General features: G+C 44.2%; 12 protein-coding genes. 11 read left to right on the top strand and 1 reads right to left on the bottom strand.

Annotated features, from left to right (window positions below):
- Window positions 1–4 precede the first annotated feature (4 nt).
- Both nusA and Q502_RS01370 read left to right on the top strand, forming a co-directional pair.
- Window positions 5–1,033 carry a transcription termination factor NusA gene (gene nusA / locus Q502_RS01375; protein ID WP_099830639.1) on the top strand — a complete coding sequence of 343 codons (1,029 nt, stop codon included), beginning with the start codon at window positions 5–7 and terminating at the stop codon, window positions 1,031–1,033.
- A 28-nt stretch (window positions 1,034–1,061) separates the two neighbouring features.
- On the top strand, window positions 1,062–1,529 hold the full coding sequence (locus Q502_RS01370) for a Fur family transcriptional regulator (protein WP_099830638.1): 468 nt from the start codon (window positions 1,062–1,064) through the stop codon (window positions 1,527–1,529).
- Here the strand turns inward: Q502_RS01370 and Q502_RS01365 are convergent.
- Window positions 1,460–2,821 (bottom strand): ComEC/Rec2 family competence protein, encoded by a 1,362-nt coding sequence (locus Q502_RS01365; protein ID WP_099830637.1) that lies wholly within the window; start codon window positions 2,819–2,821, stop codon window positions 1,460–1,462. The two genes, Q502_RS01370 and Q502_RS01365, sit on opposite strands and share 70 nt — an antisense overlap.
- A 98-nt stretch (window positions 2,822–2,919) precedes the next feature.
- On the opposite strand from Q502_RS01365, the gene Q502_RS01360 reads away from it, so the two are divergent.
- The 9 genes from Q502_RS01360 (at window position 2,920) to Q502_RS01320 (ending at window position 12,455) form a co-directional block, all read left to right on the top strand.
- Window positions 2,920–3,987 (top strand): polysaccharide pyruvyl transferase family protein, encoded by a 1,068-nt coding sequence (locus Q502_RS01360; RefSeq protein ID WP_099830636.1) that lies wholly within the window; start codon window positions 2,920–2,922, stop codon window positions 3,985–3,987.
- 4 nt (window positions 3,988–3,991) lie between these two features.
- Window positions 3,992–5,092, top strand: coding sequence for an iron-containing alcohol dehydrogenase family protein (locus Q502_RS01355; protein WP_099830635.1), 1,101 nt, complete (start codon window positions 3,992–3,994; stop codon window positions 5,090–5,092).
- On the top strand, window positions 5,089–6,267 hold the full coding sequence (locus Q502_RS01350) for a class I SAM-dependent rRNA methyltransferase (protein ID WP_099830634.1): 1,179 nt from the start codon (window positions 5,089–5,091) through the stop codon (window positions 6,265–6,267). Before Q502_RS01355 ends, Q502_RS01350 begins: the two co-directional genes overlap by 4 nt.
- 77 nt (window positions 6,268–6,344) lie before the next feature.
- On the top strand, window positions 6,345–7,157 hold the full coding sequence (gene minD / locus Q502_RS01345; protein WP_099830633.1) for a septum site-determining protein MinD: 813 nt from the start codon (window positions 6,345–6,347) through the stop codon (window positions 7,155–7,157).
- 16 nt (window positions 7,158–7,173) lie between these two features.
- Window positions 7,174–7,449, top strand: a complete 276-nt coding sequence (locus Q502_RS01340; RefSeq protein ID WP_006491911.1) for a cell division topological specificity factor MinE — start codon at window positions 7,174–7,176, stop codon at window positions 7,447–7,449.
- A gap of 5 nt (window positions 7,450–7,454) precedes the next feature.
- Entirely contained in the window at window positions 7,455–7,844 is a 390-nt protein-coding gene (locus Q502_RS01335; RefSeq protein WP_099830694.1) for a secondary thiamine-phosphate synthase enzyme YjbQ, read from the top strand.
- A gap of 72 nt (window positions 7,845–7,916) precedes the next feature.
- Window positions 7,917–10,667 (top strand): O-antigen ligase, encoded by a 2,751-nt coding sequence (locus Q502_RS01330; protein WP_099830632.1) that lies wholly within the window; start codon window positions 7,917–7,919, stop codon window positions 10,665–10,667.
- Window positions 10,668–10,768: 101 nt separating this feature from the next.
- Complete coding sequence (locus Q502_RS01325; protein ID WP_099830631.1) at window positions 10,769–11,506, top strand: ATP-binding cassette domain-containing protein; 738 nt, start codon at window positions 10,769–10,771, stop codon at window positions 11,504–11,506.
- Window positions 11,499–12,455 (top strand): SufD family Fe-S cluster assembly protein, encoded by a 957-nt coding sequence (locus Q502_RS01320; protein ID WP_099830630.1) that lies wholly within the window; start codon window positions 11,499–11,501, stop codon window positions 12,453–12,455. The genes Q502_RS01325 and Q502_RS01320 overlap by 8 nt, the downstream gene beginning before the upstream one ends.
- Window positions 12,456–12,471 lie beyond the last annotated feature (16 nt).

The following is a 12,471-nucleotide window of genomic DNA, read 5'->3' as shown; positions in this document are numbered from 1 at the left end:
TCATATGAATCTCAATCTCTTGGAAGCCCTTGACCAACTGCAGGACGAAAAGAGTATCGAAAAAGAAGAGGTCATTGATATACTTGAGAAAGCGCTGCAAAGCGCCTACAAGAAGAATTTCGCTTCGGAAAGCGATGTCGATGTGAGAATAGACAGACTTACAGGTGACATTGAGGTTTTCGAAAGACTTGTTGTTGTTGATACAGTAGAGAATCCTTCTTTGGAAGTAACTCTGGAAGAAGCTCTCAAGGTAAATTCTGCCGCTGAGATAGGCACCACAATTGAGAGAAAGTTGAATATCAAGAAGTTCAAGAGAATCGCTGCACAGACAGCTCGGCAGGTGCTAATTCAAAAGATCCGTGAAAAGGAAAAAGAAAACCTGTTCGATAAGTATGTAGATATGAAAGGCACAGCAACCACTTCTGAGATATTGAGAGTCACTTCCGAATGGGTTGACCTTCGAATAGGAAAGTTAGAGACTAGAATTCCCACAAAGGAACTAATTCCTGGAGAACAGCCGAGGCTGAACTCTCTGATGAAGGTCTTTGTTGTGGATGTTGCGAGATCTGCAAGAGGTCCTCGTTTGCTTGTGACGAGACGTACACCTGAATTCGTCATCGAGCTGCTCAGACTTCAGGTTCCAGAGATCGAAAGCGGAGATGTGACAGTCAAAGCAATAGCTCGAGAGGAAGGGGTCCGGTCTAAGGTAGCTGTCTTCAGCGATAATACCAAGGTTGATCCCGTAGGAGCCTGCATAGGGGAAAGCGGTGCAAGAATTGCCGAGGTTCTTCGCGAGATAAAACCCGAAAAGGTCGATATCCTAAGATGGAGCAATGTTCCGGCCGAACTAGTCGGCAATTCGATTGCACCAGCCTCCGCTTTAGAAGTGAAAATTGTGAATGCAGAAACCCACGAGGCGGTGGTTTACGTTTCTCCAACACAATTATCTCTAGCAATTGGAAAAGGCGGACAGAACGCGAGACTTGCCGCAAAACTGACAGGCTGGAAGATCGACATAAAGCCCATAATGTAACTCAGTCTGGAACGGACGGTGACTGATTATGAAGAAAGACCAACTAAGGGCCGAACTTAAGAGAAGAAACCAGAGAATGACAGCTCAAAGAGAGTACGTGCTAAGATTCTTCTTTGAAGCTGAGACAGATCACTTAAGCGCCGACGAAGTCTACCACAAGATTCAGAGCAAGAAATTCGGGATAAGCAAAGCAACCGTTTATAGAACCATTGAGTTGCTCGTAGAGATAGGCCTTCTAAGGAAGATTATTTTCGAAGATGGAATTGTAAGGTACGAACCGGTGAAAAGGGGAGAGCATCATCATCATCACATAATTTGCAGCAACTGCGGTTCCGTTGTCGAGTTTCACCTTGACAATCTCGAAGAACTTGAAGAGCTTGTGAAGTCAAGAACAGGATATAGTATAGACGATCATCAGCTTAAATTCTACGGTTTGTGTCCAGAATGCCTGAGCAAAGTGAAGAATAAGAAAAGTGACAGCAACGATAATAGATAGGCAGTAAGAGGTTCAAAGCGTATCGTCGGGATGACTCCCCCAATTACACTAGTGACTTCACCAAGTAGCGAGGACATGGCTCTGAGGCTACCAGCAATAAAACTGCCTACTATTTGCAGCCCAACAAGATCTGCTATCAAGATGAAAATCATTCCAAGATACGAAGGCACAACGAAGACTGGAACCATTACTACGGTTAACGGTACTCCTGCTAGAGACAACGTGCCAAATGTACTTAGAGAAAGCGGGATGATAGCCGTCTGAGCGATCGCTCCAACAAGCAATGTCTGACTTAGCAGATTCTTATTCTCGATTGCAGGCAAGAAGATTAGAAGCGCAGCTGTTGCAAAGAAACTCAGCTGGAATGAAATTGACGCAACAATAGATGGTTGTGCCATAACAATAATAATTCCGGAAAATCCCAGAATATTAAGCGGGTGCTGTCGGTAATCAATGATCTTCAGTAGTGAATAACACAGTAACATTAAAAATGTTCTGGTAGCAGATATCGCTGGACCAGTAGATAAGGTATAGAAGAAGAGCACGACAATAGAAAGTATCAGCTTCGTTTTCCTACCTAACATGAGAAAAGAGATAGCGGAATGGACCAGCAAATACATAAGACCGATGTGCAAACCAGAAACCGCAAACAAATGCGCAACTCCAAGATCAGAAATCCTCTCCCTGGTCTCAAAATCAATGTGGCTTCTATCGCCGGTGAAGACGGCTGCAGCAATCGTGTCATTTAGTTTGTACCTCGAAAGTAACTCAGTAACATACTTTCCAGGATAAGAGAAGACCTCTAGCCTCTCGACACAGGCCTCAATATTTGATTCGATCTTGAAAAGAGGAAATGATTCTTGCCTTATAAGAGTTCCCGCTGTCCAGATTATCTGGCCCGCAAAAGCTGCGGCTTTTCTGTCGGAAAGCCTTATGTTTACAGCGACGGGAAGATTCATCCACTTTCCCTCAACAAGCACTCTTCCCATGCTTGCCTCAACGTTTCCCGTTCCGCCTCTGGATATGTATCCCACATATTCTACCTTTCCAGGATCAAGTGTCTTCAACGTTAAAGACTGACCGAGGCAACCGACCACAAAGAATATGAGCCATATGAAAGGGCTGACCCATCTGGAAGAAAGAAGAATAACGGCTGTCGATACAAAGATAAGTGGTATCCATGCACCTGCCGTCCAGGCAAGTGCAAATACCAACAGCTCCCCAAGCATTGTTGCAAGGAGATAGTATAGAAACGGGAAAGAGGTTTTCCTTTTCAGAAGTCCACCTAGCATAAATAGATTGTACATCCCTTGCAACGCTTTGTGAACAGCGTGTTCGATGATTCACATGTGATAGAATATTATCGTTGAATGTTCCTGGAGGTTTTGAGGTGAGACAGTTTTCTTTTGGCGGGCTGACGCTGGTGGGTTACTATGGATATAATAACCTTGGCGACGATCTACTATTGCTTTCATCACTATCCCTAATTGATGAGATAGGGTTTGAAGGGCCAATATACTTGCCCGCATCTTCTCAAATAGAGCAAATAACTCATAGATTCCCTTCGAAACTCGATATCAGATTGGTTAGTCGCTTTAGTATTGGTGAGATCACAAACTCAATTAGGCACTCAATTGTCACCATCTTCGGAGGGGGAAATCTCCTACAGGACCAGACTAGTTGGAGGAGCTTCCTTTACTATTATGAGATTGCCAGGCATACCCTTAACAGGGGGAAACCTCTGCTTCTTCTCTCTCAAGGTTTTGGACCGTTGAACAGACAGATCAACAGAAAAGCTCTAAATAAGCTGCTGAATAATCCTCTTACCTTTGGTGTAATGAGAGACTTAGTCAGCTACAAATATTTCGCTTCTTTCTCGAAGAGAGTTATCTCAGGTACTGACTACGGCCCCTACTATTTGCAGAAAATGGGAATAATTCCGGAAAAACGAACAACCGAAAGTGGTCTTGCGGTAATTGTATTGAAAAATGGAACGAGTGTTGATGACGTCCTCAATTCGCTGAGGCTGAACAATCTGACTGAAGTATGCGCTGTGGGTTTTCACAATCATCATGACGAAGAAAAGAGAAGTGAGCTCGAATCTAAGGCCAGATCAAATGGATTCAAAGTTAGAAAGCCTCCCGAAGACCTCGAAGGGATGATAAGAATCTTCAACAATGCAGAACTGATAATTACTGAGCGTCTTCACGGAGCAATTCTCGCTATCTCATTAGGAGTTCCATTTGTGTGGAAGAAGAACACAAAACTCGATAGATTTGTGAGATCTCTTAACAAGGATTGCGAACTCTCATTTGAAGGAAGCTGCGAGAGCTTGAGTCTAGCCATCAACAGTTCTCTGAAAGAGCCTGTTAATCTCAAAGACGAATACTGGTCTCAACTTGAGAAAACGGCAACCGAATCAAAAGAAGTATTGATTAAGTTGATCTATAGAAGGTGATTGAATGTGGAAATATTTCCTGCCAACTAGAGTCTTCTCGGGGACTAAAACAATAAGTCATAATAATGAGCTGTTCAGAGAGATAGGAACTAATGCTTTCATAGTCACTGGAAGGTCTTCAGCAATAAAGAGCGGGGCACTTGACGATGTGCAGGAAGTGCTTGACGCGTTGGATATTCCAAGCACATTATTTGATGAAGTGGAAGAGAATCCCTCCTTCTCAACAATTGAGAAGGGCGGAAAAATGCTCTCAAATAGCGCGTGCGATTTCGTGTTAGCTATCGGTGGTGGAAGTCCGCTAGATGCTGCCAAGGCTATCTCGGTAGTTGGGAAGAATGGCAACTGCAGCTGCAGAGATCTATTCAAAGGAAAGGATCTTCCCGCATTTCCAATTGTCACAGTCCCCACCACGTCTGGGACCGGAAGTGAAGTTACACAGTACTCGATTTTAACCGATCCGGAAGGTTCGAAAAAGGGCTTTGGCATGCCTTCAACATTTCCTAGAATCTCTTTCTTGGATGCGAGATACACCGTAACAATGCCCGTGGATGTGACAATTTCAACTGCACTCGATGCCTTATCTCATTCTATAGAAGGCGAAGCAGTCAACAAGGGACAGAACCCCCTGGTGAAGATGCTTTCGAAGGAAGCAACGAAGATTATAAAGCGATCACTCCGTGAAGTCTTGAAGAATGAAAATGATGTCTCTTCCCGAGAGCGGATACAGTTCGCCGCGACACTTGCCGGGATTGTTATTGCCCACACGGGAACGACCGCAGTTCATGCCGCAGGTTATCCTCTCTCATCCTTCAAAGGCATAAAGCATGGAATGGCAAATGCACTCATGTTGATTGGGATACTCGAAAGAATAGCCAGAACCGACCCGAATAGAATAAGCGGTGCAATAGAACCTTTCACTGATCTAGATGAGCTTAACGCCTTCTTACAGGAGTTTGGTGTAGGAAGAGTCTCATTACAGCTCTCCGAAGAAGAGATAGAGAAATGGTCCGATCAGACCTCTAAAGCATCTCATCTGAAAAAGACGCCGGGTGACTTCGACAAGCAATTCTTCGTTAATCTTTACAAGAGGATAATAAGCGATTGAGCCCCAGAGTGTTCCTCAAGAAAGAAATCAAGAGGAGGGTAGCTTTTGGCCATCCGTGGGTCTACGACAACGAAATCGAAAAACACGACCCGCTCGATGATGGTTGCATAGTGGACGTGTTTACGTATTCTGGGCAATTCTTGGGAAAGGGTTACTACAATTCCGGTTCCACGATAAGAGTAAGATTAATTACAAGAAGGAACTGCAAACTCGATACAGACTTCTTTTCAGGAAAAATCCGAAGAGCAATACAAGTGAAGTCTCTACTTCTAGAAGATAGTGACGCCTTGAGAATCGTATTCGGCGAGGCGGATGGTCTACCAGGATTGATAGTTGATAGATTCTCCGATTGGCTCGTAGTTCAATTCAATACTCTTGGCATCCAGCTAATGAAGAAGGAAATCATCGAAGCCTTGATCCTCGTTTTGAAACCAAAGGGGATTTTCGAAAAGAGCGAAGGAACCTCCCTTGCAAAGGAGGGCCTGGAAGCTAAAGAAGGATGGTTGTACGGCAACGGGCCGGAGCTTCTGCCATTCAGCTTAAACGGGATCAGTTTTCTTGCAGACACAAAAGGGCAGAAGACCGGTTTTTTTCTCGATCAGAGAGAAAACGCAAAGCGCTTATCAGAGTACGCCGCCGGTCGAAGAGTACTCGACGTTTTTTCTTACACAGGTAATTTCTCCTTTCATTGCATAAACAAAGGAGCACGAAGTGCGATACTGGTCGATTCATCTGAGCGTGCGCTCTCCGTCGCAAAGGAAGTAGCAGAGATAAACAGGTTCTCTGATAAGTGTGAGTTCATCAAGACAAATGCTTTTGATTACTTGAGAGAGAACAGTCTTTCAGGCTTTGGTCTTGCAGTAATAGACCCTCCGGCAATGGCGAAATCTCCATCTTCCAAGAAGAACGCTCTCAGGGGCTACAAAGAACTGAACCTGAGAGTAATCAAGAGTTTAAACGACGGGGCATTGATTGCTTCTTCTTCTTGCACACAGATCGTTTCGGAAGAAGATTGGATGAGAACGATCAATGATGCTTTTCACGATTGTAAGAAATTGGGTCTAGTAGCTTTCAGGGGTGGACAATCATTGGATCATCCAGAGGTTACTTCGATATTCGAGACCAAGTATCTTAAGTTCTGTCTATTTCACATCTTTGAATTGATAAATTACTGAAAATCGGGCTAGTTACTGCTGAAGTATTAATGTAATGCTATAATTCAGAAAAGTCTAACGGCTGGAGGTAGATAGAAATGGCCAAAGTATACGTTGTGACTTCCGGAAAAGGGGGAGTCGGCAAGACAACAATCACGGCCAATATTGGTTGTGCTCTTGCCAATTCAGGGGCGAAGGTTTGCCTTATTGACGCAGACATAGGTCTCAAGAATCTGGACATCACATTGGGTCTTGAGAATAGAGTTGTGCATACAATTCTAGATGTTGCAAATGGTAAGGTAACTGCTTCTGAAGCGCTAGTGAGGCATAAGCAAATCAAGGGACTTTATCTACTCGCGGCCTCACAAATTGCAACGAAAGAAATGCTTTCCCCCGAAGATATGAAGAAAATGATTAGTGAGCTGTATCCGAAGTTTGACTATGTCATTGTGGACTCACCTGCAGGAATAGAGAGAGGATTCAGGAACGCCATAGCTGCAGCTGAAAAAGCTTTGATTGTTACTACTCCCGAACTTCCAGCCATTACTGACGCTGATCGGGTCATCGGACTTCTGGAGAACTCCGGGATGCAGGAAGCGAATATCAGACTCGTGATAAACCGTTTCAAAGTTCAGATGGTCAAACGTGGTGATATGCTTACAAGAGAGGATATTCAAAGTAACCTCGCAATCGACCTGATCGGGATTATTCCAGATAGTGACGAGGTAATCATAGCAACAAACAAGGGTGTACCGGTTATCCTGAACGGAAATGGAGAAGGAATCGGAAAGGTCTTCGAGAACATTGCTTTGAGGATGAAGGGAGAACCGATCCCCGTTGAACGGGATATCCTTGAGCAAGGATCGAAAGGATTCCTTGAATTCCTTAAGCGCATCTTCAGAAGAGACTAAGAGGGAGTTGAAGTGTATGTTCTTTGGACTTTTCAGGAAGAAGAAGAAAACCGAAGGAAGCAGAAAAGAAGCAAAGGATAGACTTGATTCCATAACTGGTGGCAGGAGGTATTCAGTACCGGTGAGAGAAGTGATCCCTCAAGATATCCTCCAGAATAGCGGTAAGGATATGGTACACCAGATAAAGACTTACGTTGCCGATAAGTATAAGGTTAAGGAAGAAAACGTCAAAGTTCAGCTTGAAGAGCACAACGGATACGTGGTAATTATTACAAACGTGGTCTTCCATTGATTTTTATGAGATATGCTGTAAAAACAAGCCTTAGAAATCAGCTGATAGACATCACCGATTTCATAGTTGAGTCAGTTAGAGAGTCGAGGGTCTCACACGGTATTGTTAATGTCTTTGTTCCGCATACCACGGCAGGAGTAACAATCAACGAGAATTCCGATCCAGATGTTGTTCAGGACATCTTAGAATGGATGGGAAAAAGCATTCCAAAAAGTGATAGATTCAGACACCGCGAAGGGAATTCTGATGCACATATTAAGGCTTCCTTGGTTGGTTCTTCAGTTACAATACCTTTCAGAGACAATTCACTCGCGCTGGGAATATGGCAGTGCGTTTATTTCTGCGAATTTGACGGTCCTAGGAGCCGTGAGGTAATCGTTACGGTAGTGGAGTAGCAATTTCTCTCATGAGTCTTCGTCATAAACAGTAATTGGGACTCTGAGAGCAGACTGTGGGGAGGGGACACAATGCGCAAAGGAAGATTCTTGTTTCTTGCTGTTCTAGTTTTCGGATCTTCGCTCTTCGCAATCAAGGGCTTCACCTGGGACATGGGCATACCTAAGTTCTATTTTGCATCGGTCTCAATAGCGATCTTCATAGTCTCTTTCTCATTGAAAGCTGTGAGGAATCCCTGCAGTGTCAGAGTAACGCTTCCGCAGCTGCTTTCATTGTTGTTTGGATTCCATGCGTGTCTGACTACCTTCCAACTTCTGAACACGCTGCCAAACGTCTTTCTTACTTCACTCGGTTTTGCAATGAATCTGCTTCTCTTTCTCCTCTTTTCATTGCTCATCTCGGCAGAGAAACAGGAAACTCTACTGACTATTCTCCAACTTTTCCTGTTTGCGGGGCTTATCATAGCCTTTGATGCCGTATTTTCATTCTACACGGGATATGGCTTGCTCTGGGGGACTGAGAACAATCCGTTCACAAGAGGAAATCTCTCATCCGTTATAGGAAACGTGAACTTCACGACCGACCTAATGGCAATGCTGCTATTTCCAGCTGCTTTTCTAACCGTTTCCAAGAAGAAGATCTGGAAGCACGAGAAGATTCGGCACTACTTCTACCTTTCACTCTACTCACTTTTCTTGATAGTAATAGTGATAGGCCAAACAAGAGCAGTCTATTATTCAGTAATAATATCGATAGTCTTTCTAGTAGTCTTCTTGATTTTCTCAATTCTGAGGTTCAAACTCAGATCCTTCATTTCTGTATTTAGCAGGCTATTTGTCATTCTTCTTATTATCTCCACGATAGTCATTATGATCGTCTACTCTGGAGACAACCCTTTGACAAGCGGCCGTTTCAGTTTCTCGGAGAGGTTAACGTATACCACTGACGACTACGTTTCCGTCGACGTCAGAATTCTTCAGTGGAAAGCAGCTATCAAACAGTGGGAGAGTTCAGCCTTTCTGGGTACAGGCTTCGGATCATACAAGTATCTTTCTACGGAGAATATGGGAAAGGTACTGACTGAAGAGCCAGAGTACATGTATGTTGCAGGTCTGAACAGCATCCGAACCCACAACGAGTATCTTCAGCAGATGAGTGAAACAGGAATAATCGGAATCGTCCTAATTATGACCTTCATAGTTGCAATGCTTTTCTACACTGTCGGGGTGGTGAAGAGATCCTCCTCTGTCGAGAAGGTCACAAAGTATCTCTTTCTCGAAGCCGGGTTACTGATAATATTCGTTCATTCAGTACTTTCCTTTCCTGGTCATCTGATGCCAAACGCATTACTAGCTGTCTTCCTTTTTGGATTCATCATGAGCCCTGAGTTTTCCGAAGCGAAGGGAGTCACTGTTCCTATGTCAAAGGTACTTCCGCTACTGCTGGTTGTATTCGCGCTGAGTACGTCAGTTCTGATGAGTAGAACGTTTTTCGCGGAAGGCCTTTTCACAAAAGGCTACATTGACTACAGAAGAATTGAAAGCATTAACCCGCAGATTCCAGAGTTAGTAAACTCGATCGGAAGTATCAAGAGGGAAATCGAGAATCTTGAGGACTATGAGGGAAGGTACTCCTATCTTCAACATGATGACTATATTCCCGATAGATTGATTGAATTGCAGAGGACTTATCCTGAGGCACCCTCAGAGTTGCTTCAACATATGGCTTCTGAAGAACGAGAAAATGCCTTTGCGTCAACGTTATCCGCGCTGAATTCTAAGCTACGATCTGCTTCTTCAGCGCTTCTAAGGGCGAGGCAGGACTCGTCAAACAGTTTCTACTCCGCGATGCGTAATCTGTCGACATCTAGAGAGATTTCCAGAGGCCAATATTTGTCAGAGGCTTACATAGGATACATGTATTTGACTGCTCAGAGAAAGGAAGATTTCCGTCTAAAGCTCAATATGTCGGGCAATGCATTAGCCGATGCCTTCACAGAGATATTCGCCAGAGAAGATATCTTCTCGACCTGGCTTAACGAAGACACATCGCCGGGAGGTATGCTCAGCGAGTTGGAAATCGATCACTCATACCTTAGAGAGTTACCCGGTTTGTTGCGAGCAGACCTTACGGCTACCGATGTTTCTGCTCTGCTAGAGGTCTTGGATATCAATCTGCTTATCGACTATCAAGTGACTCTGGATGCGATAGATGCTCTTCTGAGGTCCACAAAGATATCTCCCGATCTTCAGGTAGTGAAAAATGTGGCAAGCTTGCTTTTCCGCGCGATGGCTGCTGCCGAGAGAGTCTCAGAAGAACTGGAGAAACTCGAAGGTTTTGTTGCAGACAGCGGCTCTCTAACCTCTCTAGTAGATTCGATCAGAAAGCTTCCGAAATCTAAGAGAGGGCATCTCGAGACACTCTACGAAACCGCCATCGAATACAACCCTGGTGGATGGTTGAAGGGAAGCAACAACGTCTACGGCGAGTATTCAAGAAACGTACTTCTTCTCTACGGTCTCGATGGACTGGATAAGGTTCAAGAGATAGCAGAGAGAGAGGTCTTTGCCTGGAATACGATGAAAGCAACGAATCGAGTCGTCCCATTAGGCAGCATTGGCCAGCTAACTCCTCTAAAGGATTACGTTTCAAGAGAATGGTTCGACAATCTTTACGAAGAAGTATATTTCTGGAGCGAGGAAACTTCATCACTAATTATGAGAGAGATGGAAGAAGAACAGTTCTCAGGAATAGCACTTGAGAAGGCCGAATCAGCCCTAAACGAAATCGAGAAGTTCCTTCAGCTTTATTCACTTTGGTAACCCGTTAAACGTCACCTGGGTGTTACACAGGTAATACTTCGGGTATTGCTGACGTTATTGATCGGACTTATGATAGTGTTGAAGAAGATGGAGGTATATAAATGCTGGAAGTTAAAGAGGTCAAGTTAATCCGAGATGAACGAAACATTCTGAACAGTCTCACTGCTTCCTTTGAAAAAGGACGTGTTTACGCGATTCTTGGAAACAACGGTGTAGGAAAATCAACTCTATCATATGTGCTGATGGGGCTAGAATCTCACAACGACTACGAAGGAAAGATACTTCTAGATGGCGAAGAAATCGACACTCTATCAGTATCTGACAGGGCAAAGAAGGGAATTTCTCTGAGTTGGCAGGAACCGGCCAGGTTCAAAGGACTTACTGTGAAAGAGTATCTGACGCTCGGCGGAAAACTAAGACTCTCGAGAGAAGAACTCGATGAGACCCTGTCAATTGTGGGACTCAACAAGGAATATCTAGATAGACTTGTCGATGAGTCACTCAGTGGAGGGGAAAGAAAGAGAGTGGAACTCGCCTCGATAATGCTGGTAAATCCTAGAGTAACGATCCTTGACGAACCAGACTCAGGCATTGACATTATGTCCATGGAGATGATTGAACGAGTTCTTGAAAGACTGCGGGATAAGGGTTCGGTAGTAATAATCATCACTCATCGTGAAGAGATTGCGCGAATGGCAGATGAAGCATATCTTCTCTGTGGGGGAAGAATAATTGCCTCGGGCGAGCCAGAAGAGATTGTCAGCTTCTACAGGAAACTCTGTGACACTTGTCAGCACATAAATGAACCGATTAGAGAAGGCGGTCTTGCAAATGATTGAATCAAGTTATGAGAGGGAATTCACTGCTATCGCAAAAGAGTACGAAAAATCAGGCGGTAACGTCTCTGATTTTCTGCGCAAAGACATCGTCTCTATTATAGTGAGCGGGAACAAAGTGATCGGAAGGAATACGGTCGAAGGTGTTCATGTTAGAGCAAAAGAATTGGATAACGGAGTGGAAATCTGGCTCGATATTGAAGATGACGTTGTTATCGAAAACCCTATTCACCTATGCACAGGTTATCTGAAACCTGAAGGAACACAGGAAGTGCTTATTCACAACCGTCTTGGAAGTCGAGCCCGGGCGAAATTCATATCACACTGCGTATTCCCGAGCGGAGTGAATTTCACGCACTCGATGGTTGCCGACACCGATGTTGGAGAAAACGCTGAGATGTTCTACGAAGACACTCACATGCACAGCAAGGACGGCGGAGTAACGGTTAGGGCAACCTACAATACAGTCGTTAGAAAAGGTGGCAGATTCCAGAATATGTTCTATCTTACCAAGACTAGAGTAGGAAAGCTCTTTGTAAAGATGTACGTCAATCTTGAGAAGAATTCTACAGCGCATATCGAATCAAAAGTATATGAGCGTGAAGACGATTATCTCGAAATTGATGAAGAGCTCCATCTGAATGGCGAAGGCTCATCCGGAATTGCAAAAACTACTGTTTTTGCTACAGACAGAAGTAAGGCGAAAATCATCAACAAAGCCTATGGAAACGCACCATATTCGAGAGGCCATATTGAGTGCAACGAAATCATTAAGGGCGATTCTGTAGAAGTAGGTACTATGCCTGAGTTGTATGTAAAAAACGAGAAGGCCGAACTGACACACGAAGCCTCTATTGGCAGAGTAAATGTCAAGCAGATGGAAACCTTGATGTCAAAAGGGTTGAGCGAGGAAGAAGCCACTGATATGATTGTCAAAGGTTTGCTCAGATAGAAGTGGAGGGAGTTAC

Origin of the sequence: Mesotoga sp. Brook.08.YT.4.2.5.2. (assembly GCF_003351125.1) — a bacterium.
In the GTDB taxonomy this organism is placed as follows: domain Bacteria; phylum Thermotogota; class Thermotogae; order Petrotogales; family Kosmotogaceae; genus Mesotoga.
This window is presented reverse-complemented; position numbering and strand designations above follow the sequence as displayed.